This is a genomic window from Pseudomonas sp. SDO5522_S412 (assembly GCF_054071215.1).
Genome location: NZ_JBSVWQ010000097.1, coordinates 1 through 22,405 on the forward strand (window position 1 = coordinate 1; position 22,405 = coordinate 22,405).

Below are 22,405 nucleotides of genomic sequence, written 5' to 3' on the forward strand. Positions count from 1 at the left end.
CGGGCGGACTAGGGAGGATGGTGGGGAAGTGGGGGGGGGGTGGGTGGGTAGATTGCCTTCGCGAGCAAGCCCGCTCCCACATTGGGTTTAGCGGAGTTTGGAAGACTGCAACAAGCTTGTGATTTCCTCGAACCCAGGCCGGGCCAACACATCCGGCTGGCAGCAGTTGTCCCGCAAGGCTTCCAGTGCCACGCGCTGTTGCTCGTTCAACCCCGCATCAATCCTTTCCAGCAATTCCCCCAGCAACACCCCGAACGCCCTGACTTCGATGCGCTGCAACGCGCGGGTTTCCTGGCTGTCGACCGTGGCGTGAAACGACGCTGCACCAAAGTCCCCAAGCAGACATTCACCGGCTTCATTCCACAGAATGTTGTGGCCGTACAGATCACCGTGGGTGATACCTTGCGCGTGCAGGTGCGCCGCCACCGAGGCGATGCCCCGGGCCATGCGCAGCGCAACGTCTGCGCTGAAACGGGTGCCGGGCTCGTAGATATCCCGGGTGCACGACGCCAGGCTCGGCAGCGCCGCGAGGTTGCGGTAGCTCGGTTCGATCAGTTGCATCACCAGCGCCGCCTGGCCTTCCGGGTGGTCGACGACACGGCCTTCTACCTTGATCAGGTTGGCATGCAGTCCGGCGGCGATGCAGGCGTGCATTTCGTGCAGGGGCGAGCCGTCACTGGTAATGCTGCCTTTATAGAGTTTGACCGCGACCGCCTTGACCGGCCCGTTTGACGGGGCCCAGTACGCTTTGCGGATGATTCCGGAAGCGCCTTCCCCCAGCACTTCGCTCAATTCCAGCTCGGACCAGGGAATGTTTGGCGTCGCGTCATGGCGGGCCTCTTCCACGGCCATCTCTACCGGATTACCGGCGTAGGCCAGCCAGGTCAGGCTCGGCAAACCCAGCAACCAGTCCGGCAGGCGGGTCATGCGGTTGGAAGCGATGCGGATCAATTCGAGGTTTTTGCACTGGGCGAGACTTTGCGGCAACTGCTCCAGGTGGTTACCGGCCAGCATCAGTTTTTGCAGCAAAGGCCGTTCACCCAGTTCGTCCGGCAATTGGCTGATGTGGTTATCGGTGAGGATCAGCCAGCGCAGCAAGGGTGGCAGCGACGTCGCCGGGACACTGCTGATCTGGTTCGACTTGAAGCCGATCATGCTCAACTGCGCGCACTGGCCCAGGCATTGCGGCAGTTCGGTAAAGGCGTTTTCCGAACAGAACAGCACGCGCAAATGGGGCAGGCGGTGCAGGTCATCCGGCAGGCTGCTCAGGGCATTGCCGGTCAGGTTGAGGATTTCCAGGGAGTCGGCCAGGTCGAAGATTTCCCGGGGGAACTCGGTCAGCCCACAGCGCAGGTCCAGGCGTTTGATACCGGCCAGTTGGCCGGCCTTGAGTTGGGCAAGGGTATCCATGAACGGCGCGTCACTCGGCAATAGGGGCGTGAATGGCGCTCATGATAGCGGGTTGCGGCCCGATCTTCTGCAACTGCCCCAGGCGGCTGGCGGTGCGCGCCAAATCGATGGCCTGGCCGCTCAGGGATTGCTCCAGCGGCTGCTCGCCGATCAGCACCAATTGCTTGTCCTGGTCGTAGAGCACGTCCACCAGGTTGATGAACCGTTGCTGGGCGGCAATCGGACAGTCCGCCAGGTGCGGCAGGCCGTCGATGATCCAGCGTTCATAGTCGCGGCACAGCTGCAGGTAGTCCATGACGGCGGTCGGTTGTTCGCACAGGTCGCTGAAGGTGAAGGCAATGCTGCGGTCCTGGTGCCAGCGGGCAGTCAATTGCCGGGCTCCGACGGTCAGGCTGACCGGGGCCTGATCCGCTGACGGCAGGCCCAGGGCTTGGCGTTGCGCGGCAGTCCCCGGCCACACGAACTGGCCAGCGCTGAACCGCTGATCGCCATGGGCCTGGGCCAGGCTGCGAAAATCCTGGGGGGCGCTGACTTCCATGACGTCCATGCGCGCGCTGATCAGCTCGATCACCGGCTTGAACCGCTGATGGTACAAGGGGTTCGGCAGCAACCCGGCGGGCGGATAATTGGAGGTTACCAGCACCCAGACTCCGCGCCGGAACAGGGCCTTGAACAGGCGGCTGATCAGCATCGCATCGCCGATATCATGTACGTGAAACTCGTCGAAGCACAGCACGCGGCAGCCATCGAGCAACTCATCCAGGGTCACGGCCAATGCATCGCGCTGCTGGCGATGGGCAAACATTCCCTGGTGCAGACGGGCGAAAAAGTCGTGGAAGTGCACGCGCTGTTTCTCGGCAATCGGCAACGCCTGGAAAAAGCCGTCCAGCAACCAGCTCTTGCCCCGGCCGACGGCGCCGTGCAGGTACAGGCTGCGGGTAGGGCGCCCGGCCAGCAGATGGTCGGTTTGCCGGGCCATGGTCTCGATCACCTGTTGCTGGCTTGGACTGAGGGTATAGCCCTGTTGCCGGGCCTTGCCCTGGAAGAATGCGCTGATACCGGGGGCGGCGGTGGTCGCCGCGGTTTTACCCAGCAACCGTTTGAGCAGGGGCGGTAAAGCAGCCAATGTCAGTCACTCTGTGTTTCGGTGGTCGCTCACTTTAGAGCGCCGGTCGCGGTTTGACCAATAGAGAAGCACGGCGCGAGCTATCTGGAAAAGGCATGGGTCAATGGATCCAAAACACCGACCTGACTGGCGGATTCCCTTCAAGTGACTAACCTCATACACAGCAGTCACCCCTGTATAAGGATTTGGGGCAGTGAAGGGACACGCAGTCTTGGCAATCATGAGCGCGATGCTCTGCAACACGGTTTATGGTGCCCAGCTCCAGGTTGAGGTGCGTATCGACGTGCAGCGGGGGTGCCAATTGGTCGGCACCACGCGTGAAGCAGGGATCGAGCAGCTCGGTGTACTGGATTTCGGCAGCGGCTCCCGGCTGGATGACCCGGCAGGCCCGTTAAGTGCAGCCTTGATCAGCCAGCGCCAGCCACGCCTGGAGTGCAACCCGGATACGCCGTATCAGATGCGTGTCGACGGCGGCCTGCATGGCGGCATCGGCGAAGTACGTTACCTGGGCGCTGCTGCCCCCTCGATCAAACCCATTCCCTATCGAATTTATGCCGATGCCGCACGCCGCATCCCCTTGGCCGTGGACGTACCGTTGAGCGGCCGTGTGCCCGATTCCGGCACGGTGGACTTGCCACTTTACGGACGCATCGAGCCGCTCAAGGAAATACCGGCCGTGGGGCGTTATTCCGACCTGCTCAAAGTGACGGTGACATGGTAAGCCGCGCCCTGGCCTGCATCGCGCTGGGCGGCCTGTTGCTCCTGGCCGAGGACGCCCAGGCGGCGGTCGCCGGGCAGATTCACGCACGGCTGGTGATCACTGCCAGTTGCCAGGTGAGCAAAGGCACCGACAGCGCGCCGGTGAGCCCGGATGGCGGCTCGGCCTTGCTGGATTTCGGCAGCCACGGACCCACTTGGGACAAGGGCCTGGGTGCCGGCATCAGTGATGGCGACAAGGCCGCGCTCGCTGTGTCCTGCAACCCGTCGGTGGTGAGCAGTTTCACCGTGACCATCGACGGCGGCGCCCATGGCGACGGCATCACCCGGCGCTTGAGCAATGGCCGGCAAACCATACCGTATCGGCTGTCGGCCGATCCTGCGGGCCGAAGCACCTACAGCATCGGCCAGCAACGCAATTTCGTCGTGACCAAGGGCGCACAGGTACCGATCCCGGTATTCGGCTCGGTGGTGGCGAATACCAGGGCCCTACCGGCCGGCATCTACACAGACACCCTGACGGTGACTCTGGATTGGTAATTCATGAGGATGGACATCATGCATGCACTTGTATCTAAAGCAGTTCTCCCATTGGTCGCACTGGCCTGGGTATCGGGTGCCCAGGCGGCCACGACGGTCACCGGGCAGATCAGCTCCACGCTGATCCTGACCAACAGTTGCCTGGTCAACGGCGTGGGCGGCACCACCGGTTTGAACTTCGGTACGATCAATTTCGGTACCACCAACAGCCAATTCACAACGCAGTCCGGCCAGGTGCTGGGCGGCGGTGGAGGCGCGTTGTCGATCCAGTGTTCCTCGGGCACCTCGCCGGTGATCACTGTGGGTGCCGGGTCCCATGACGGCCAGTCCACGGGCGGCACCCGGGCGCTGTATGACGGCGTGGCCAATTATGTGCCGTATGACTTCTACACCGACACCGGGCATTCGACACTCCTGGCGATCAACGGAACCATCAACGTAGGTGCGAGCACGGGCGTTGCGCAAACCGTGAACATCTACGGCCAGGCCGTGGGCAAGGCAGGTCTGCCGGCGGGTACCTACACCGACACGGTGTCCGTGCAATTGACGTTCTAGTGCCATGAAGCGGGCCTGCTGGGCGACGCTGGCGGTCATCACGGGTTGGGGAATGCCGTTGTCGTTGCTGGCGGTGACCAGCCAGACAATCCAGGTCAGCGCGACGATTGCCGCAGGCTGCCTGGTGGTGGGCGGCGGCACGAACTACGGCAGCCTGGCGTTCGGCAGCTATTCGTCGTTGTCCACCAGCACGGTGTCGGTGGCGCTGAGCAGCGGGGTAACGCTGCAATGCACCCCGGGAGTCACCTTGAACATGAGCGTCAACGGCGGCTTGTACAACGCCAGTGGCCGGCACATGCAACTCAATAGCGGCAGTGCCCAAGTGGCCTACCAGCTGTTTCAGGACGCGGCCCTGAGCCAGAGCCTGGGGATCAGTCAAAGCGTCAGCGTGGCCTACAGCAACGCGAACAATATAACCCTGCCGATTTACGGCCGGGTGGTGTTACCGGGTAATCAGCCTGGGGGGACGTACAGCGACGTGCTGCAGGTGCAGCTGTCCTGGTAAGGCGATTGGCATGAGGAGTGGAATCTATGTTTGCAGCTTCCCGGCGGTATTGGGTTGCGGGTTTTATCGGTCTGGTGGCGTTGGGCGCCGGGCAGGTCCAGGCTGCCAGTTCGGTGCTGATCTGGCCCATTGACCCGGTGCTGGAGGCCGATCAACAGGCCAGCGCCTTGTGGTTGGAGAACCGCGGTACAGAGACTGCCAACCTGCAGATCCGGGTATTTGCCTGGAGCCAGGGCGGGTTTGACGAGCAGTACCAGAACCAGCGCGACGTGATCGGCAGTCCGCCGGTGGCGAAGATCGAACCGGGGCAGAAGCAATTGGTGCGCCTGACCCGGACCCGGGAAGTGCCGCCGGGCCAGGAGTTGGCCTATCGGATCATCATCGACGAAATCCCCGCCGCCGCCCCTGAAACCCCCGCAGCCGATGGCAAGACGGCCGCAGCCATCCGCTTTCAGATGCGTTATTCGGTGCCGTTGTTCGCCTACGGCGCAGGCCTGTGGAGCAAGGAAGACGCGACGCGCCAGCGCGACCCCAAGGGCGCGGGCAAGCCTGACCTGAGCTGGAAAAAAGTCACCGTCGGCGGGCGCAACTATGTGGAGATGCGCAACCAGGGCGCGGTGCACGCGCGGCTCACCGATGTGGCGTTCAAGCAGGGCGGGCAGACCCGGCCGCTGGTTGACGGCCTGCTCGGCTATGTACTGCCGGGCGCAACCATGCGCTGGCCGGTGCCACAAGGTGTCGCGGGCGATCAGCCGCTGCAGGTGCGAGTCAATGGCGCAACGCAACTGGAGAACCTTGCGCCGGGACGGTAACGCAATGGAATAGGGCATGGAGCAGCCCTTGGTCTTAACGGATGGAGATGTCCATTGATGGACACAAAGCCTTGGTGAGCCATGGTTGGGCTCGTAGTCGATGGCGATCGGTGTGGGTGGTGGGCGGCCTGGCGGGCCTGGTGCTTGCGCCGCTTGGCGTGGCCGCGCCGTTGCCGCCGCCGCCCAGCAACATGGAGGCTGTTGCCGATGCACAGTTGTTCCTCGAACTGGTGGTCAACCAGATGGACACTGGCCGGGTGGTGGCCGTGGATCAGCGCGCCGGCGGCCTGTTTGTGCCGGCGGCCACCTTGCGGGACGTGGGCATGAAGCTGCCGGCCGAGATCACCACCGAGGTCGCGCTGGACCACCTGCCGGGCCTGCACACCGATTACGACAGCCAGGGCCAGCGCCTCATGTTGACGGTACCGCCGGCGTGGTTGCCGGCGCAGTTCATCGGCAGCCGCAACAACTACCCGCGCGCCCAGGCACTCACCAGTTTTGGTGCGTTGCTCAACTATGACGCTTACCTGAACGACACCGATGACGCCGGCACATACCTGGGCATTTTCAACGAAGTGCGGCTGTTCGATACCTGGGGCACCTTGTCCAATACCGGCCAATACCGCACCACCTTTGGCGGCCAGGCCAGCGGCAGCACTTTGAACAATGGCTACCGGCGCTATGACACCACCTGGCGCTTTTCCGACGATGAGCGCCTGCTGACCTACGAGGCGGGCGACGTGATCAGCAGCGCATTGCCGTGGAGCAGTTCGGTACGCCTGGGCGGGGTGCAAGTGTCGCGGGATTTCGGCGTACGCCCGGACCTGGTGACTTACCCCTTGCCACAATTTGCCGGGGAGGCGGCGGTGCCGTCGTCGGTGGACCTGTTCATCAATGGCTACAAATCCAGCAGCGCAGATCTGCAGCCGGGCCCTTACACCTTGACCAACGTGCCGTTTATCAACGGCGCCGGCGAAGCGGTGGTGGTCACCACCGATGCCCTGGGCCGGCAGGTGTCGACCACCGTGCCGTTCTACGTCACCAGTACGTTGTTGCAAAAAGGCCTGTCGGATTTTTCCGTGGCGGCCGGTAATTTGCGCCGCGACTACACCATTCGGGATTTTGGCTACGGGCCGGGCGTGGCCAGCGGCACCTTTCGTTACGGGGTGTCGGACTACTTCACCCTGGAAAGCCATGCCGAAGCCTCAGGCGACCTGACCCTGGGCGGGCTCGGCGGCAACGTGCGGCTGGGCAACTTCGGGGTGCTCAATACCGCCCTCAGCCAAAGCCAGTTTGATGGCGAGACCGGCCAGCAACTGAGCTTCGGTTATCAATACAGCAACCAGCGCTACAGCCTGTCATACCAGCGAGTAGAACGCCGCGACCAATACGCCGACCTGACCCTGGTCGACACGCCTTATGCGAGCCTCAGCAAGCGCAGCGAGCAGGTGACCCTGAGCCTGAACCTCAACGATTTCGGCAGCATCGGTGCCGGCTATTTCGATGTGCAGGCGGCCGATGACTCCCGCACCCGGCTGATGAACCTCACCTGGAGCAAACAGCTGTGGCGCAACACCAGTTTCTACCTGTCGGCCAACCGCGAGGTCGGTGACAGCAACTGGGCCATGCAGGCGCAGTTGGTCATCCCGTTCGACATCTATGGCAGCCTGGCCTTGAGCAACGAGCGCAGCCAGGCCGGCGAGAGTCGCCAGCGGGTCAACTACAGCCGGGCGGTGCCGTCCGAAGGCGGCGTGGGCTACAACCTGGGGTATGCCAGTGGCGACGGCCCCGCCTATCGCCAGGCCGACCTGACCTGGCGCATGCAGTCGGTGCAATTGCAGGCGGGCGTGTACGGCAGCAGTGACGCCGAGACCCGTTGGGCGGATGCCAGTGGCTCGCTGGTGTGGATGGACAATCAGGTGTTCACGGCCAACCAGGTCAATGACGCGTTTGTGGTGGTGAGCACCGACGGCTATTCCGGGGTGCCGGTGCTCTATGAAAACCAGTTGGTGGGGGAAACCGACCGTAATGGGCACCTGCTGGTGCCGTGGAGCAGCGCTTATTACCGCGGCAAGTATGAAATCGACCCGCTGAACTTGCCGGTCAACGTGCAGACCCCGAATGTCGAGCAGCGCGTGGCGGTGCGGCGCGGCAGCGGCTACCTGCTGGAGTTCCCGGTGCGCCGGGTGATCGCGGCCAGTATCACCCTGGTGGATGCCCGGCATCAGGACCTGCCCCTGGGCAGCCAGGTGCGTCATGAGCAAACCGGGGCGCGCGCGGTGGTGGGGTGGGATGGCCTGGTGTACCTGGAGAACCTGGCGGCCCACAACACCTTGCAAGTCACTGTGGGTGAGGGCCGTACCTGCCAGGCAACGTTCGACGTGGATATCAACGAGGAGCAGGTGCCGCTGATCGGGCCGCTGGTTTGCCAATGAGATAAGGAGTGTGGGTGTGCGGGTCAAGGGATGGGTGTCGGGAATGCTGGTGTTGGCGAGCCTTGGGGGCGTGCAGCAGGCGCAAGCCTTGTGTTCGGTGGGGGCGACCGTGCCAGCCAGCTTTGGCACGTCGGTGAGTTCGATGACCGTGCGCACTGCCGCCCAGACCAGTTCGACCACCTCCGGCGGCTTGAACTGTACCTCTGCCCTGATTTCGTTGCTGGCTTCCACCGACCACTTTTACGCCACCATCACCGGTTCCTCCCAGGGCGGCATGGTTGGGCCCACCGGTGATGTGATCAGCTACACGGTCTATGCCAACAACACCACCGGCTTTCCGATGACCCGGGGCACCGCGTTCGACTTTGGCGGGCCCGGCGGCATCGCGCAAACCGCCGGTCTGATTTCCGGGCCGGGCACGAAAACCTTGCCGCTTTACATGAGCACGACGATCGGCAGCAACGTGGCGGCCGGCACCTATAGCGAAACCCTGAGTATTTTCTGGAACTGGAACTATTGCTCGGGCATTGGTATCGGCGGGATTTGTCTGGGGCGGGATATCAACAGTGGCACCACGACGTTGACCGTCAGCATGACCGTGGCCAATGACTGCACGATCACCGCGCCCAACATCAGCTTCGGCAGCGCCCCGGTGATCAGTGGTTTTTCCAGCGTGAGCGGGCAAGCCACGATTGCCTGCACCAAGGGCAGTGCCTACACCGTGGGCATCAGCGACGGGCAGAACCCGGTGAGTGTGGGCGGGCAGCGGCGGATGATCTCGGGGAGCAACTTCCTCAATTACGACATCTTCAAAAGCGCCACCACCACTCGCTGGGGCAGCGTGACCACTGCCCGGCGCGCCAGCTCCACGGCTGAGGTGAACCCCGGGAATGGCCTGGGCACCGGCAGCCAGGTGTTCAACTACAACGCCGCGATCTATACCAACCAGACAACACCGCCGGCCGGCACCTACGTCGATAACGTGGTGCTGGATGTGGCCTTCTAGAACCGCATCGTCTGCTTGAGCATCTGCGTGGTCGACGGGTCTTGCGGGCTGACCATCGCATAGTTGTAGCCCGCGCCCGACCAGTATTCGGCCTGCAGCCCGTCGGCACTGCGGCTGCCACGGGGCAGGAATTTGTTTTCCGGGCCTGGCGGACGGATATAGAAACTGATGCGTCGCCCTTGGGGGTCTTCATACAGCACCATGGCCGCCGCGCCTTGTTCGGTACTGAGCAGGCGCCCGCTGACCGCCTTGAACCCGGCCTGGCTCAGGTCCGGCAGGCGGTAGGCCTGGTTGAAGTAACGGTCGAGCCAGCCTTGCATGTCGCCACCGCTTTGCACGTGGTAGTCGGCGGGCAAGATGCCGTCCTGGGCAAACAGGCGGTAGGCCTGCATCGCGTCGCTCATGGGCGCCATGCTCTCGAGCAGCGTGGCCTGGCGGGCCTGCCAGCCGCCGAGGCCGCCGACACTGACGGCAATCAACAGCATGGCGGCGGTTGCGAGATGGCGGCGTGACTGGCGCTTGACCCGCTGGCGAATCAGGGCGGGGTCCAGCTCGGGGTTGGCGGGTTGTTGCAGTGCGCCGCTCAACGATGCCCTCAGGTGCTGCGCGTCCTGTTGCCAGGCGTGCACCTGGGCGGCGACGTCCGGGTGGGCCGCCAGCCAGGTTTCGAGCTGGCGGCGGTCGGCGTCCAGGAGCTGGTGATCGACGTAGGCATGCAAATCGCGTTCGCTGGGAGGCAGGCTGATCATTTGAGTATCCGCAGGGCAGGGCTGGTGATTTCGCCGTCGCTGAGCTGGCGCAGGGCCTGGCGCGCGCGCGACAGGCGAGACATCACGGTGCCCACGGGCACCTCGAGGATGTCGGCGACTTCTTTGTAGCTCAAGCCTTCCACCGAGACCCACAGCAGCAGGGCGCGCTGTTCGGTGTTCAATTTGTCGAAGGCTTGCAGGGTCGATTGCGCGATGACGGTGCGCTCGACCGACGGCTGCGAATCATCGCGGCCGGTGAAAAATTCCAGCATACGTGTGTACCGCCGGGAGCGCCGATGGGCGTCGAGGAACTGCCGGTAGAGGATCGAGAACAGCCAGGCGCGCAAGTCGCCTTCGAGGCGTTTGTCGGCCCAACTGATGATCGCGCGCTCAAGGCTCGCCTGCACCAGGTCGTCGGCGCTGCTGGTGTTACGCGTCAGGGACACGGCAAAACGCCGCAACCTGGGGATGAGTTCACGTAACTGTTCGTCGAGTTCGTGCATGGGATTCTGGCTAGTCACTACGCTGGGACTAGGAAGACGTCCGGCGTTGAAGGTTATTCCAGGCCAATAAAAATAAACAGCAGGCCAGGGAATAGAGTGCGCTGGCGTTCGTCCCAAGTGTTCCGACCTTATGTTTCACCCACTCAAGGCCTTGGGCCCTGGAGTTATTTCATGGTAGATCACTCATCACCGCCCCGTCCGCCGTTGAGCACCGCAAGCCTGATAATTCGGTTGGCCAGCATCGGCGTGGTGGTTGCCGTCGTGGCCGGGGCGTTTGCCTACGTTAACGGAAGCCTCGACCCACAGCGGTTGCGCCCCAAAACCCTGGTCAATGCCTTGGAAACCAACAACGGCTTGCACCCTGGCTACCGGCGCAACCATGCCAAGGGCGTGTGCGTGGCCGGTTATTTCGAGAGCAGCCCCGAAGCGCGCCAGTATTCCAGTGCCCAGGTATTCAGCGAGGCGCGTACCCCGGTTATCGGGCGTTTTGCGCTGCCCAGCGGCAACCCGTATGCGCCGGACAGCAGCGTGCCGATCCGCAGTTTTGCCTTGCAGTTCAACTTGGCCAACGGCCAGCAATGGCGCACCGGGATGAACAGCATGCCGGTGTTCCCGGTGGGCACGCCCGAGGCCTTCTTCGAGATGCTCAAGGCCGGCGCACCTGACCCGGCCACCGGCAAGCCGAACCCGGCAGGCATGCCGGCGTTCTTCGCGGCGCACCCCGAGACCGCGCCGTTCCTGGCCTGGGTCAAGACCGCCAAACCGTCTGCCAGCTATGCCACTGAAACCTATAACGGCATCAACGCGTTTTACCTGGTAAACGCCAGCGGCCAACGCCAGGCCGTGCGCTGGGGCGTCGTACCGCAAAGCCAGGATGCTGCGGGGGCCACGGCGCCCGCCGGCAGCGACTTCCTCGAAAAAGACCTGGCCCAGCGCCTGGTGGCCGGGCCGTTGCGCTGGCAGTTGAACCTCACCCTGGCCAACCCGGGCGACCCGGTGGATGACGCCAGCAAGACCTGGACCGGTGAGCACAAGGTGCTGAATGCCGGGACCCTGGTGCTGGAAAGCAGCCAGCCGCAAATGGACGGTGATTGCCGTGACATCAACTTTGATCCACTGGTGCTGCCGAGCGGTATCGAAGCCTCGAATGACCCATTGCTGGCCGCCCGTTCGGCGGCGTACGCCAGTTCCTACCTGCGTCGCACCAGCGAAGTCAGCCAGCTGCACAGCGCCCCTCAGGAGTCGAAGCCATGAATGCCCAACCCCGGTTTTTCGCCCCGCTGGCGCGGCTGCTGCATTGGCTGATGGCGTTGATGATCATCGCCATGCTGTTTATCGGCGCGGGCATGGTGGCCTCGGTTTCCGAACGCCATGAGTGGCTGATCCACCTGCACAAGCCGCTGGGCATTGCGATCCTGGCGCTGGTGATCGTGCGCCTGGTGGTGCGTTTTTCCACGCGCCAGCCGCCGCTGCCTGCCGACTTGCCGCTGTGGCAAGTGCTGGCGGCCAAGGCCTCCCACGTGGTGCTGTATGCGTTGATGCTGGTGTTGCCGCTGCTGGGCTGGGCGATGATTTCAGCGGCCGGCGACCCGGTGATGCTCAGCAGTTCGGTACAGTTGCCGGCGCTGGTGGGGGCGAATGCGCCGTTGTTTGCCGTGTTGCGCAAGGCTCACGGTTACCTGGCGTATTTGCTGTTTCTGACGGTGTTGTTGCACCTGGCGGCGGCGCTGTTCCACGGTTTGATCCGGCGTGACGGTGTGTTGCAAAGCATGACCGGCAGCAAGGACTGAAGCCTTCCCCGGCGACGGTTGCTGTGATGCAGCCGTCGCCGGGATCGTGGATGTTTAGCGCAATACGCCGACGATATCCGCCACGCTGCTCAACACATCCTTGCCCAACTGCATCGAGCGTTTGCCCGACCAGCCAGTGTGCGGGTTGGGCGCGTCGTCGTTGTCCTTGAAGGGCATTTCCAGGGTCAGGGACAGGCAATCGAACTTCTCGCCGACGCTGTTGCACGCCAGGGTCATATTGGCTTCGCCCGGCAGGTCGCGGGTGTAGCCATGCGCGGTCTGAAAATCCCGGGTGAGGTTGCTCAGGTGGCTGCGGAAGTGTTTTTCCAACTGCTCGATACGTGGCGTGTAGCCCGGGTTGCCTTCACAACCGGCGGTGAACACATAGGGGATTTCCTCGTCGCCGTGGATATCCAGGAACAGGTCAACGCCGTACTTTTCCATTTGTTGCTGGACGAACAGTACTTCGGGGCTGATCTCCTGGCTCGCACTCTGCCAGGCGCGGTTGAGGTCCTGGCCCATGGCGTTGGTGCGCAGATGCCCATGGAACGCGCCATCGGGGTTCATGTTCGGTACCAGGTACAGGTCGGCGGCGGCCAGGAGCTTTTTCAGCTCGGCGTCACCGTCCTGTTGCAGGCGCTCGATGATGCCTTCCATAAACCATTCGGCCATGTGCTCGCCGGGATGCTGCTGGGCGATGATCCAGACCTTGCGCTTGTTGGCCTCGCCCTTGCCACGGCGCAGCAGTTGGATATCACGGCCTTCGACACTTTTGCCGGTGGCCAGCAATTGCGTGCCGGCGCGGTTCAGCGCCTGGTCGATCAGCCAGTCGTGGCGTTCGCGGCTGTAGGGTTCGAAGTAGGCGAACCAGACCTGTTTTTCACGGGTTTCGAGGGTGATGTGCAGCGTCTCGCCATCAAAGCGGGTCGGTACCCGAAACCAGTTGATATGGTCGTAGGACGCCACGGCGTTGTAGCCGCTCCAGGCGTGCTTGTAGGACGAGTGGCCGGCATTGCTCAGGCGGAAGGTGTGGGTGTGACCCACATGCATGCCTTCGGCCTTGAAGTGGAACCACTGGAAGTGCTGGCTGCGCGTATCGGGCTTTATCGCCAGCAGCAACTGGTGAGCATCACTGGCGTCGAGCACCTGGATATTGCCACTGTCGAAGTCGGTGCTGATCTTGATGGAGGTCAAGGCCACGGTCATAGTCTGGTTGCCTGAATATGAGTGTTGTGGCGGGCATTTTACACCGGAGCGGGGCAAAGCCTGGATGCAATTTTTGCGGGTGAAGAGGGGGGCGTCGTCCATGACGCCGCCGCAGCTTAGAATCTATGAGATTGATTCTCAAGTGCTATTTTTGAAAGAACCGGCCTAGAGCGCTCGATCGACTTTCTTTTGGCGATGGTCTTTTGCTACCATGCGCGCCATCAAGCAACACACAGTCTTCATTAGCCTGAAGTCACGCCAGGGAAAAACTGGCAAAAAAAAGACCCGGCCAAAGAGCCGGGTCAAAAACCGTGATTAGCCTGATGAGGAGATATTCCAAGAGTCCGACCTAAGGTCTCTTGGTCTATCGACTGATCTCGCGATCAGCTAGGTCCAATAATAATCATTATCATTTGCAAGTCAAATGTTTTTATCCCTCGGATAGAAATATTTTTCCCGCGTGCCTGTTACAGGCTGGCCGGCTGTTCGGCACCCCTCGCCGAAAGCCGCAGTGACCGCTCCACCATCACCTTCGCCATATCAATCAAATAGACCACTGAAAACGCCAGGTCCCGGCTATTGCCGTGGGCGCTGTTTGCCGATTCGTACGCAGTGGCCGCGGCGCTGCGCAGCAGGTCGGAGGCGTGGACCAGGGCCTCCTCGTCGCTGATGCCGGGCTTGACCTCGAACAACGTATCGTCAACGGAGGGCGGTGCGGCATCCTCTTTCAGGTAATAGTCCAGCGCGCGTTGGGCGGCGCCACTGCTGCGCAGGAACAGCCGCTCGTCTTCATCGCAGGTGTCGGGCAGGGTATACGAGGTGGTCGTCATAAGGGCAGTGCTCTGTGTGGGTGTCGAAAGCCTGCAATCGATATTAGTACTAATCGTATTTATGGCGTTTTATTGATTACTACAAACTGTTTATTGTCGTGGTGAGTACACAACGTATTGTCAGGGCCCATGGATAAATGGATAGCGTTGGTCAAGGCCAACATGAAAGACCGCAAGGTCACGCAGGACCAACTGGCGTCGCGCCTGGGCATGTCTCAGGGCGGGGTCGGCCACTGGCTGAACAAGCGTCGGGTGCCGAGCCTTGCCGATATGAACCGGGTGATGCAGGAGCTGGGCCTGGATGGGCTCGAGGTCGCGCTGGTGGTTCGCGAAAAAGCGCTCGCGGCGGTTGCCGAGGAACTGCAGCCGGCGCCGCACTACAACCCGAATTACCGTTACCCGGTGAGCGAAGGGAAGGGAGGCTACCCATTGCAGGAAGAACCTCGGCCGTACGGCGTTACTCGTTTTCAGATGAGCGACTATCACGCCCATGGCAAGGCGTTCTGGATGCGCGTGACTGGCGACGCCATGACCGCCCCCAGCGGCTTGAGTATCAATGAAGGCACGATGATTCTGGTGGACCCGGCCATCCAGCCCGAGCCCGGCAAACTGGTGGTGGCCCAATGGGCATTTTATTCCCAGGCGATCTTGCGCAAATGGGTCAGGCAGGGCGGCCAGCTTTACCTGGTGCCGCTCAACCCTACATACCCGAAGATGCTGTTCAGTGAAGAGTGCCGGATCATCGGCGTGGTGGCGCAGGCGGTCACGAGGTTTTAACTCGCGGCTTCCAGCTCCACCAGTGCACTGCCTTCACCGACCATTTCGCCTTCCTGGCAGTACAGCGCCTTGACTACGCCGGCATGGGGCGCGCGAATGCTGTGTTCCATCTTCATGGCCTCCAGCACCACCAACTGCGTACCGGCTTCAACCGTTTGCCCGACTTCCACCAGCACTCGCACGATGCTGCCGTTCATCGGTGCGGTTAGGCCGCCCTGATGGGATTGGCTGGCGTCGACGGCGGCAATCGGGTCGAACAGGCTGACACTGTGCACCTCGCCGTCCCAGCGCAAAAACACACTGCCGCCCTCGCGTACCGCCAGATGGGAGCGGCGCACGCCGTGCTGGTCGATCAGCAATTGTTCGCCGTGCAACTGGGGCGGGTTGACGCCGGCTTGCAGCATTACCAGGCGATCCTGGCCGTTGCAGCTCAGGTGCAGGGAAACCTCGCCCGGCAAGCCTGCGCGAAAACCTCGGGTGTCGGCCCAGGGCGAACGGGTGTCAGTGCTCGGTTGGGTCTGCATGAACGCCTGGCCGGCGGCCTGCCAGAACTCATCGCTCAACTCCCCTGGCACAGGTAGCAGCTCATCCTGATAACGCGGGATAAACCCGGTATCCAGCTCGGCAGCGGCAAACGCCGGATGGCCGATGATGCGTCGCAAGAAGCCCAGGTTGGTCTTCAGCCCGCCTACGGCAAACTCATCGAGCATGCTTAGCAGCCGCAGGCGTGCCTGCTCGCGGTCCTCGCCCCAGGCAATCAGCTTGCCCAGCATCGGGTCGTAGAACGGTGACACGTTGTCGCCTTGTTCGACGCCGCTGTCTACCCGGCGCCCGGGCCCTGGCGTGGATTCGCGGTACAGCGCCAGGTGCCCGGTGGCCGGCAGAAAATCGTTGGCCGGGTCCTCGGCGTACAGGCGCACTTCAATCGCATGCCCCAGCAGTGGCACTTGCTCCTGAGTCATCGGCAGCGGCTCGCCCTGGGCCACGCGAATCTGCCAGGCCACCAGGTCCAGGCCGGTGATGGCCTCGGTCACCGGGTGTTCCACCTGCAGCCGGGTGTTCATCTCCATGAAGAAAAACTCGCCCCGGGCGTCCAGCAGAAACTCCACGGTGCCCGCGCCCACGTAGCCGATGGCCTGGGCCGCACGCACGGCCGCTTCGCCCATGGCCTTGCGCTGCTCGGCACTCAGGCCCGGCGCCGGGGCTTCTTCGACGACTTTTTGATGGCGGCGCTGGATCGAGCAATCGCGCTCATTGAGGTACAGGCAGTGACCGTGCTGGTCGGCGAACACCTGGATCTCCACGTGACGCGGCTTGAGCAAATACTTTTCCACCAGCATCTGCGCATTGCCAAAGGAGGACAGTGCTTCACGCTGTGCCGAGGCCAACGCTTCGGCCAGTTGGCTGACGTCCTCGACCACCTTCATGCCCTTGCCGCCGCCGCCTGCCGTTGCCTTGAGCAGCACCGGGTAACCGATACGCTCGGCTGCCTGGCGGAAAGTCTCCAGATCCTGGGCGTCGCCGTGGTAACCGGGCACCAGCGGCACGCCGGCGGTTTCCATCAACGCCTTGGCGGCCGATTTGCTGCCCATGGCATCAATGGCCGAGGCGGGCGGGCCGAGGAAGATCAACCCGGCGGCTTCAATGGCGCGGGCAAACCCTGCGTTCTCCGAAAGAAACCCATAACCCGGGTGAATCGCCTGGGCGCCGCTGGCCTGGGCCGCGGCAATCAGTTTGTCGATTTGCAGGTAGCTGTCGGCGGCCTTGCTGCCGCCCAGGTCCACACGAATATCAGCCTCGCGGGTGTGCCGCGCGTCACGGTCGGTGGCGCTGTGCACGGCCACGGTGGTCAGGCCCATGGCCTTGGCGGTGCGCATCACCCGACAGGCGATTTCGCCACGGTTGGCTACCAATACGGTAGTAAGCGTCTTCATGAACGCGGCTCCTGAGGCTGCCAGTTGGGCGCGCGTTTTTGCAGAAAGGCACGCAGGCCTTCCTGGCCTTCGGCGCTGACGCGGATCCGGGCGATGGAGTTCTCGCAGTAGCGACGCAACGCTGGCGTCAGGGCACCGTGGCCGACTTCCCGTAGCAGGTCCTTGCTGGCGCGCATGGCCGCGGGGCTGTTGAGCAGCAGATTGGTAATCCACAATTCGACATGTATGTCCAAATCAGCGGCAGGATAACTTTCCGCCAGCAAGCCGATTTCCCGTGCCCGCTGACCGCTAAAGCGATCCGCTGTGAGGGCATAGCGACGGGCTGCCCGTTCGCCGATCGCCTGTACCACGAACGGGCTGATCACCGCCGGCGCCAGGCCAATGCGCACTTCCGACAGGCAGAACTGCGCATCGTCGGCGCCAATCGCCATGTCGCAGCAACTGATCAATCCCAGGGCACCGCCGTAGGCCGCGCCCTGGACTACCGCCAGCGTCGGGATCTTCAGCTTGGCGAGGTTGTACATCAGCTCCGCCAGTTCTCGGGCATCGTCCAGGTTGGTGTGGTAATCCAGTTCGGCCGACTGCTGCATCCAGGCCAGGTCGGCGCCGGCGCTGAAGTGTTTGCCGCGCCCGCGCAGTACCAGAAAACGCAGGGCCGGATCGCCTTGCACCCGGTCCAGGGCAATGATCAGTTCGCGGATCATTTCGGCATTGAACGCGTTGTTCTTGGCTTCACGACTGAGCCACAGCGTGGCAAAGCCACGGGGGTCGGTGATCAGTTCGAGGGTGTTGAAATCGCTCATGGGGTGCAGCTCCATTTACATGCGGAACACGCCGAAGCGGCTCGGCTCGATGGGGGCGTTCAGCGCGGCGGACAGGGCCAGGGCGAGCACGTCGCGGGTCTGCAGCGGGTCGATGACGCCGTCATCCCACAGCCGTGCGCTGGAGTAGTAGGGGTGGCCCTGGGTTTCGTACTGGTCGAGGATCGGCTGCTTGATTGCCGCTTCCTCATCGCTGCTGAAACCCTGGCCGGCGCGCTCGGCCTGCTCACGCTTGACCTGCACCAGCACGCCGGCGGCCTGTTCGGCGCCCATCACGCCGATGCGTGCGTTGGGCCACATCCACAAGAAGCGCGGGTCGTAGGCGCGTCCACACATGCCGTAGTTACCGGCGCCGAAGCTGCCGCCGATGATCACGGTGAACTTCGGCACCTTGGCACAGGCTACCGCTGTCACCAGTTTGGCGCCGTGCTTGGCGATGCCGCCGGCTTCGTATTTCTGGCCGACCATGAAGCCGGTGATGTTTTGCAGGAACAACAGCGGAATCCCGCGCTGGCAGGCCAGTTCGATAAAGTGCGCGCCTTTTTGCGCGGCCTCGGCGAAGAGGATGCCGTTGTTGGCCAGGATCGCAATCGGATAGCCGTGCAGGTGCGCAAAGCCGCACACCAGTGTGGTGCCAAACAACGCCTTGAATTCATCGAACACCGAGCCGTCCACCAATCGCGCGATCACCTCGCGTACATCGAACGGTTGCTTGGCGTCGGCCGGAATCACGCCGTACAGCTCTTCGCTGCTATAAAGCGGCGCCAGCGGCGTGCGTTGTTGCAATTGCCCCAGCTTGCGCCAGTTGAGGTTGGCCACACTGCGCCGAGCCAGGGCCAGCGCATGTTCGTCGCTGTCGGCATAGTGGTCGGCCACCCCGGAAATCTTGCAGTGCACATCGGCACCGCCCAGGTCTTCGGCGCTGACCACTTCACCGGTCGCCGCCTTCACCAGCGGCGGGCCGGCGAGGAAAATGGTGGCTTGCTGGCGGACCATGATTGCTTCGTCCGCCATCGCCGGCACATAGGCGCCACCGGCAGTGCAGGAGCCCATCACCACTGCGATCTGCGGGATGCCCTGGGCGCTCATGTTCGCCTGGTTGAAGAAGATTCGTCCGAAGTGCTCGCGGTCCGGGAATACTTCATCCTGACGCGGCAGGTTGGCGCCGCCGGAGTCCACCAGGTAGATACACGGCAGGCGGTTCTGCTCGGCGATGGTCTGGGCGCGCAGGTGTTTCTTGACGGTCAGCGGGTAGTACGAGCCGCCTTTCACCGTGGCGTCGTTGGCGACGATCATGCATTCGACGCCTTCCACCCGGCCAATCCCGGCAATCACCCCGGCAGCAGGCACGTCTTCGCCGTACACCTGATAAGCCGCCAGCTGGCTGAGTTCAAGGAACGGCGAGCCAGGGTCGAGCAAGCGATTGATCCGCTCGCGGGGCAACAGCTTGCCCCGCGACGTATGCCGCTCCTGGGCCTTGGCGCCGCCGCCTTGCTGCACCTGGGCGAGCAGGGTATGCAGGGCGTCGACCTGTTGGAGCATCGCCGCGCTGTTGGCGGCGAATTCCGCCGAGCGCGGGTTGAGCTGGGTGTGCAGGGTAGCCATGGTGCGCGCTCCGTTCAGCGGGTTTCGTTAAACAGTTCGCGACCGATCAACATGCGCCGGATCTCACTGGTGCCGGCACCGATTTCATACAGCTTGGCGTCACGCAATAGACGGCCAGCCGGGAACTCATTGATATAGCCATTGCCGCCGAGAATCTGGATCGCGTCGAGGGCCATCTGGGTAGCGCGTTCGGCGCTGTAGAGGATCACGCCGGCGGCGTCCTTGCGCGTGGTTTCGCCGCGCTCGCAGGCCTGGGCCACGGCGTACAGGTAGGCGCGGCTGGCGTTGAGCTGGGTGTACATGTCGGCGACCTTGCCCTGGATCAGCTGGAACTCGCCGATGCTCTGGCCGAACTGCTTGCGGTCATGGATGTAGGGCACGATCAGGTCCATGCAGGCCTGCATGATCCCGGTCGGGCCGCCGGACAGCACAACGCGTTCGTAATCGAGGCCGCTCATCAGCACTTTCACGCCGCCATTGAGTGCGCCGAGGATGTTTTCTTCCGGCACTTCGACGTCATCGAAAAACAACTCGCAGGTGTTGGAGCCGCGCATGCCGAGCTTGTCGAACTTGTTGCTGCGGCTGAAGCCCTTCGAGTCGCGCTCGACGATAAACGCGGTGATGCCGTGGGCACCCTTTTCCAGGTCGGTCTTGGCGTAGATCACGTAGGTATTGGCATCAGGGCCGTTGGTGATCCAGGTCTTGCTGCCGTTGAGCACATACACACTGCCGCGTTTATCGGCGCGCAGCTTCATGGAGACCACGTCGGAGCCGGCGTTCGGCTCGCTCATGGCGAGTGCGCCGATGTGTTCGCCGCTGATCAGCTTGGGCAGGTATTTGAGTTTTTGCTCATGGGTGCCGTTGCGGTTGATCTGGTTGACGCAGAGGTTGGAGTGCGCGCCGTAGGACAACGCCACCGAAGCCGAGCCCCGGCTGATCTCTTCCATCGCCACCACGTGGGCCAGGTAGCCCAGGCCGGCGCCGCCGTATTCTTCCGGCACGGTGATGCCCAGCAGGCCCATATCGCCGAACTTGCGCCACATATCGGCGGGGAACAGGTTGTCGATATCGATCTGCGCAGCGCGCGGCGCCAGTTCCTTGGCCACGAAGGACTGCACCTGGTCGCGCAGCATATCGATGGTTTCACCGAGGGCGAAGTTCAGGGAGGGGTAACTCATGGACGGGCACCTTCTAGCGTTGTTTTTGTATGGTCAATACGCCGGGGAGGGCGATCACCTTTACGTTAACGTAAACTTGCGTTGCGGGCCTGTCAATCGTAGTTTACGTTTACGTCAACCTACAAAAAAGACAACAGGGGTCGTTATGGATCAATCGAATCAGAGCTACAGCCGCGGCTGTCAGGACAAGGCCTTGCTGGCCATGACTATCGGCCAGGCCTTTGATCAAACGGTTTCGCGCTACTCCGACGGCGAAGCCTTGGTCGTGGGCCATCAACAGCGTCGCTACACCTGGCGGCAACTGGCAGAGACGGTTGACTTGCATGCACGTGCGTTCCTGGCCTTGGGGATGCAGGCCGGCGACCGCTTGGGCATCTGGGCCCCCAACTGCGCCGAGTGGTGCATCAGCCAGGTCGCCAGCGCCAAAATCGGCGTGATTCTGGTCAATATCAACCCGGCGTATCGCAGCAGTGAATTGGAGTACGTACTCAAGCAATCCGGTTGCCAGTGGTTGGTGTGCGCCGGGTCGTTCAAGACCTCCGATTACCACGGCATGTTGCAGGAGCTTCAACCTGACCTGCGCGGCATCATCAGCCTTGATCCCAGCCCGCCCCCGGGGTTTACGCCCTGGTCGCAATTGGCGGCCCTCGGGGCAGGCGTCCCGCCCGAGCAATTGCAGATCCGCCAGGCCGGCCTGCACTTCGATCAACCCGTCAATATCCAGTACACCTCCGGCACCACCGGCTTCCCCAAGGGCGCCACCCTCAGTCACCACAACATCCTCAATAACGGCTACATGGTTGGCGAAAGCCTGGGCCTGACGGCGCAAGATCGCCTGGTGATCCCGGTGCCGCTGTATCACTGCTTTGGCATGGTGATGGGTAACCTGGGCTGCATCACCCATGGCACCACGATGATCTACCCGAGTGACGGTTTCGACCCATTGCTGACCCTGGCTGCCGTCGCCGAAGAACAGGCCACCGGGCTATACGGGGTGCCTACCATGTTTATCGCCATGCTTGATCACCCGCGCCGCGCCGAGTTCGACCTGTCGCGCCTGCGCACCGGGATCATGGCGGGCGCCACTTGTCCGATCGAGGTGATGCGCCGGGTTATCGGCGAGATGCACATGAGTGAGGTGCAGATTGCCTATGGCATGACGGAAACCAGCCCGGTGTCGTTGCAGACCGGGCCGGATGATGACCTTGAGCGGCGTGTTACGACGGTTGGCCGGACCCAGCCACAGCTGGAAAGCAAGATTATCGATGACGCCGGTAACACGGTTGCTCGGGGCCAGGTAGGGGAGCTGTGTACCCGTGGCTACAGCGTGATGCTCGGTTACTGGAATAATCCTGACAGCACTCGTGAGGCTATCGACGAGGCGGGCTGGATGCATACCGGCGACCTGGCGACCATGGATGAACATGGGTATGTGTGCATCGCCGGGCGTAACAAGGACATGATCATTCGCGGAGGTGAGAACGTGTACCCGCGGGAGTTGGAGGAGTTTTTCTTTACTCATCCGGCGGTGGCGGATGTGCAGGTGATCGGGATTCCGGATGAGCGTTACGGTGAGGCGATTGTGGCGTGGATCAAGTTTCATCCGGGGCATGTGGCTAATGAGCTTGAGCTGCAGACGTGGTGCAAGGGGCGGATTGCGCACTTCAAGATGCCCAAGCATTTCAAATTTGTGGATGAGTTTCCGATGACGGTGACGGGGAAGATCCAGAAGTTTCGGATGCGGGAAATTATGATTGAAGAGTTGAAGGGGGGGTGAGGGAGGGCGGGGTGTTTATCCGTTATTTAGGTAACGGCGGCTTATGGTTTCGCTCTTACAGCGAGTCACTTTGCAAAAAAGCGGCAAAGTAACCAAAGCGCTCTGCCCCGCCTGTCGGCGCCTCGCCTA

The 22,405-nt window shown here is 62.6% G+C and carries 21 protein-coding genes; 11 read left to right on the top strand and 10 right to left on the bottom strand.

From position 1 onward, the window contains the following. Positions 1-87 precede the first annotated feature (87 nt). Together ACW9I6_RS19105 and zapE are read right to left on the bottom strand one after the other, a co-directional pair. Positions 88-1,410, bottom strand: a complete 1,323-nt coding sequence (locus ACW9I6_RS19105) for a leucine-rich repeat-containing protein kinase family protein (RefSeq protein ID WP_457339663.1) — start codon at positions 1,408-1,410, stop codon at positions 88-90. 10 nt (positions 1,411-1,420) lie between these two features. Next, the gene (zapE, locus tag ACW9I6_RS19110; RefSeq protein ID WP_134327000.1) at positions 1,421-2,536 is read right to left on the bottom strand and encodes a cell division protein ZapE; all 1,116 of its coding nucleotides are present in this window, start codon (positions 2,534-2,536) and stop codon (positions 1,421-1,423) included. 220 nt (positions 2,537-2,756) lie between these two features. Between zapE and ACW9I6_RS19115 the strand changes: the two genes are divergently transcribed. Genes ACW9I6_RS19115 through ACW9I6_RS19145 form a run of 7 tightly spaced genes read left to right on the top strand, consistent with a single transcriptional unit; the run spans position 2,757 to position 9,106 of the window. Then, on the top strand, positions 2,757-3,257 hold the full coding sequence (locus ACW9I6_RS19115) for a Csu type fimbrial protein (protein WP_424076633.1): 501 nt from the start codon (positions 2,757-2,759) through the stop codon (positions 3,255-3,257). Continuing rightward, positions 3,251-3,793 carry a Csu type fimbrial protein gene (locus ACW9I6_RS19120; RefSeq protein ID WP_003212440.1) on the top strand — a complete coding sequence of 181 codons (543 nt, stop codon included), beginning with the start codon at positions 3,251-3,253 and terminating at the stop codon, positions 3,791-3,793. Before ACW9I6_RS19115 ends, ACW9I6_RS19120 begins: the two co-directional genes overlap by 7 nt. Before the next feature lie 18 nt (positions 3,794-3,811). Then, positions 3,812-4,348 carry a Csu type fimbrial protein gene (locus ACW9I6_RS19125; protein ID WP_032898768.1) on the top strand — a complete coding sequence of 179 codons (537 nt, stop codon included), beginning with the start codon at positions 3,812-3,814 and terminating at the stop codon, positions 4,346-4,348. 4 nt (positions 4,349-4,352) lie between these two features. Then, a complete protein-coding gene (locus ACW9I6_RS19130; protein ID WP_008431486.1) occupies positions 4,353-4,853 on the top strand; it encodes a Csu type fimbrial protein in 501 nt (166 codons plus the stop codon). A 26-nt stretch (positions 4,854-4,879) separates the two neighbouring features. Beyond that, complete coding sequence (locus ACW9I6_RS19135; protein WP_457339664.1) at positions 4,880-5,665, top strand: fimbrial biogenesis chaperone; 786 nt, start codon at positions 4,880-4,882, stop codon at positions 5,663-5,665. Between the two features lie 41 nt (positions 5,666-5,706). After that, positions 5,707-8,100, top strand: a complete 2,394-nt coding sequence (locus ACW9I6_RS19140) for a fimbria/pilus outer membrane usher protein (protein ID WP_457339665.1) — start codon at positions 5,707-5,709, stop codon at positions 8,098-8,100. Positions 8,101-8,143: 43 nt separating this feature from the next. Then, positions 8,144-9,106 (top strand): Csu type fimbrial protein, encoded by a 963-nt coding sequence (locus ACW9I6_RS19145; RefSeq protein WP_457339670.1) that lies wholly within the window; start codon positions 8,144-8,146, stop codon positions 9,104-9,106. Here the strand turns inward: ACW9I6_RS19145 and ACW9I6_RS19150 are convergent. Both ACW9I6_RS19150 and ACW9I6_RS19155 read right to left on the bottom strand, forming a co-directional pair. Further along, positions 9,103-9,855: an anti-sigma factor family protein gene (locus ACW9I6_RS19150; RefSeq protein ID WP_003212454.1), complete on the bottom strand. Its 753-nt coding sequence runs from the start codon at positions 9,853-9,855 to the stop codon at positions 9,103-9,105. The two genes, ACW9I6_RS19145 and ACW9I6_RS19150, sit on opposite strands and share 4 nt — an antisense overlap. Next, a complete protein-coding gene (locus ACW9I6_RS19155; protein WP_003212456.1) occupies positions 9,852-10,358 on the bottom strand; it encodes an RNA polymerase sigma factor in 507 nt (168 codons plus the stop codon). The genes ACW9I6_RS19150 and ACW9I6_RS19155 overlap by 4 nt, the downstream gene beginning before the upstream one ends. A 171-nt stretch (positions 10,359-10,529) precedes the next feature. Between ACW9I6_RS19155 and ACW9I6_RS19160 the strand changes: the two genes are divergently transcribed. Both ACW9I6_RS19160 and ACW9I6_RS19165 read left to right on the top strand, forming a co-directional pair. Beyond that, positions 10,530-11,612 (top strand): catalase family peroxidase, encoded by a 1,083-nt coding sequence (locus ACW9I6_RS19160; RefSeq protein ID WP_008431493.1) that lies wholly within the window; start codon positions 10,530-10,532, stop codon positions 11,610-11,612. Then, entirely contained in the window at positions 11,609-12,148 is a 540-nt protein-coding gene (locus tag ACW9I6_RS19165; RefSeq protein ID WP_003212459.1) for a cytochrome b, read from the top strand. Before ACW9I6_RS19160 ends, ACW9I6_RS19165 begins: the two co-directional genes overlap by 4 nt. 54 nt (positions 12,149-12,202) lie before the next feature. Here ACW9I6_RS19165 and ACW9I6_RS19170 read toward each other — a convergent pair whose 3' ends face one another. Together ACW9I6_RS19170 and ACW9I6_RS19175 are read right to left on the bottom strand one after the other, a co-directional pair. Beyond that, positions 12,203-13,354: a M14 family metallopeptidase gene (locus ACW9I6_RS19170; RefSeq protein WP_457339666.1), complete on the bottom strand. Its 1,152-nt coding sequence runs from the start codon at positions 13,352-13,354 to the stop codon at positions 12,203-12,205. A 467-nt stretch (positions 13,355-13,821) separates the two neighbouring features. Next, positions 13,822-14,184, bottom strand: a complete 363-nt coding sequence (locus ACW9I6_RS19175) for a DUF6124 family protein (protein WP_003212463.1) — start codon at positions 14,182-14,184, stop codon at positions 13,822-13,824. A 129-nt stretch (positions 14,185-14,313) separates the two neighbouring features. Here ACW9I6_RS19175 and ACW9I6_RS19180 point away from each other — a divergent pair, with 129 nt between their 5' ends. After that, positions 14,314-14,961: a LexA family protein gene (locus tag ACW9I6_RS19180; RefSeq protein WP_457339667.1), complete on the top strand. Its 648-nt coding sequence runs from the start codon at positions 14,314-14,316 to the stop codon at positions 14,959-14,961. Here ACW9I6_RS19180 and ACW9I6_RS19185 read toward each other — a convergent pair. The 4 genes from ACW9I6_RS19185 to ACW9I6_RS19200 are packed head-to-tail and all read right to left on the bottom strand — an operon-like array spanning position 14,958 to position 20,499. Further along, positions 14,958-16,895 (bottom strand): acetyl/propionyl/methylcrotonyl-CoA carboxylase subunit alpha, encoded by a 1,938-nt coding sequence (locus ACW9I6_RS19185; protein ID WP_457339668.1) that lies wholly within the window; start codon positions 16,893-16,895, stop codon positions 14,958-14,960. The two genes, ACW9I6_RS19180 and ACW9I6_RS19185, sit on opposite strands and share 4 nt — an antisense overlap. After that, complete coding sequence (locus ACW9I6_RS19190) at positions 16,892-17,698, bottom strand: gamma-carboxygeranoyl-CoA hydratase (protein WP_457339669.1); 807 nt, start codon at positions 17,696-17,698, stop codon at positions 16,892-16,894. The genes ACW9I6_RS19185 and ACW9I6_RS19190 overlap by 4 nt, the downstream gene beginning before the upstream one ends. A 15-nt stretch (positions 17,699-17,713) precedes the next feature. Next, positions 17,714-19,321, bottom strand: a complete 1,608-nt coding sequence (locus ACW9I6_RS19195) for a carboxyl transferase domain-containing protein (RefSeq protein ID WP_003212470.1) — start codon at positions 19,319-19,321, stop codon at positions 17,714-17,716. Positions 19,322-19,335: 14 nt separating this feature from the next. After that, complete coding sequence (locus ACW9I6_RS19200; RefSeq protein ID WP_003212472.1) at positions 19,336-20,499, bottom strand: isovaleryl-CoA dehydrogenase; 1,164 nt, start codon at positions 20,497-20,499, stop codon at positions 19,336-19,338. Between the two features lie 145 nt (positions 20,500-20,644). Between ACW9I6_RS19200 and ACW9I6_RS19205 the strand changes: the two genes are divergently transcribed. Beyond that, on the top strand, positions 20,645-22,276 hold the full coding sequence (locus tag ACW9I6_RS19205) for an AMP-binding protein (protein ID WP_087694671.1): 1,632 nt from the start codon (positions 20,645-20,647) through the stop codon (positions 22,274-22,276). Positions 22,277-22,405: the final 129 nt, after the last annotated feature.

What these genes read in the sequence shown, in the direction of transcription:
- ACW9I6_RS19120 (WP_003212440.1), top strand. Translation starts at nt 3,251, where the DNA reads ATGGTAAGCCGCGCCCTGGCCTGCATCGCGCTGGGCGGCCTGTTGCTC.
- ACW9I6_RS19130 (WP_008431486.1), top strand. Translation starts at nt 4,353, where the DNA reads ATGAAGCGGGCCTGCTGGGCGACGCTGGCGGTCATCACGGGTTGGGGA.
- ACW9I6_RS19155 (WP_003212456.1), bottom strand. Translation starts at nt 10,358, where the DNA reads ATGCACGAACTCGACGAACAGTTACGTGAACTCATCCCCAGGTTGCGG.
- ACW9I6_RS19200 (WP_003212472.1), bottom strand. Translation starts at nt 20,499, where the DNA reads ATGAGTTACCCCTCCCTGAACTTCGCCCTCGGTGAAACCATCGATATG.
- ACW9I6_RS19175 (WP_003212463.1), bottom strand. Translation starts at nt 14,184, where the DNA reads ATGACGACCACCTCGTATACCCTGCCCGACACCTGCGATGAAGACGAG.
- ACW9I6_RS19180 (WP_457339667.1), top strand. Translation starts at nt 14,314, where the DNA reads ATGGATAAATGGATAGCGTTGGTCAAGGCCAACATGAAAGACCGCAAG.
- ACW9I6_RS19140 (WP_457339665.1), top strand. Translation starts at nt 5,707, where the DNA reads ATGGAGATGTCCATTGATGGACACAAAGCCTTGGTGAGCCATGGTTGG.
- ACW9I6_RS19145 (WP_457339670.1), top strand. Translation starts at nt 8,144, where the DNA reads ATGCTGGTGTTGGCGAGCCTTGGGGGCGTGCAGCAGGCGCAAGCCTTG.
- ACW9I6_RS19115 (WP_424076633.1), top strand. Translation starts at nt 2,757, where the DNA reads ATGAGCGCGATGCTCTGCAACACGGTTTATGGTGCCCAGCTCCAGGTT.
- ACW9I6_RS19160 (WP_008431493.1), top strand. Translation starts at nt 10,530, where the DNA reads ATGGTAGATCACTCATCACCGCCCCGTCCGCCGTTGAGCACCGCAAGC.
- ACW9I6_RS19195 (WP_003212470.1), bottom strand. Translation starts at nt 19,321, where the DNA reads ATGGCTACCCTGCACACCCAGCTCAACCCGCGCTCGGCGGAATTCGCC.
- ACW9I6_RS19165 (WP_003212459.1), top strand. Translation starts at nt 11,609, where the DNA reads ATGAATGCCCAACCCCGGTTTTTCGCCCCGCTGGCGCGGCTGCTGCAT.
- ACW9I6_RS19185 (WP_457339668.1), bottom strand. Translation starts at nt 16,895, where the DNA reads ATGAAGACGCTTACTACCGTATTGGTAGCCAACCGTGGCGAAATCGCC.
- ACW9I6_RS19105 (WP_457339663.1), bottom strand. Translation starts at nt 1,410, where the DNA reads ATGGATACCCTTGCCCAACTCAAGGCCGGCCAACTGGCCGGTATCAAA.
- ACW9I6_RS19205 (WP_087694671.1), top strand. Translation starts at nt 20,645, where the DNA reads ATGGATCAATCGAATCAGAGCTACAGCCGCGGCTGTCAGGACAAGGCC.
- ACW9I6_RS19135 (WP_457339664.1), top strand. Translation starts at nt 4,880, where the DNA reads ATGTTTGCAGCTTCCCGGCGGTATTGGGTTGCGGGTTTTATCGGTCTG.
- ACW9I6_RS19125 (WP_032898768.1), top strand. Translation starts at nt 3,812, where the DNA reads ATGCATGCACTTGTATCTAAAGCAGTTCTCCCATTGGTCGCACTGGCC.
- ACW9I6_RS19190 (WP_457339669.1), bottom strand. Translation starts at nt 17,698, where the DNA reads ATGAGCGATTTCAACACCCTCGAACTGATCACCGACCCCCGTGGCTTT.
- ACW9I6_RS19150 (WP_003212454.1), bottom strand. Translation starts at nt 9,855, where the DNA reads ATGATCAGCCTGCCTCCCAGCGAACGCGATTTGCATGCCTACGTCGAT.
- ACW9I6_RS19170 (WP_457339666.1), bottom strand. Translation starts at nt 13,354, where the DNA reads ATGACCGTGGCCTTGACCTCCATCAAGATCAGCACCGACTTCGACAGT.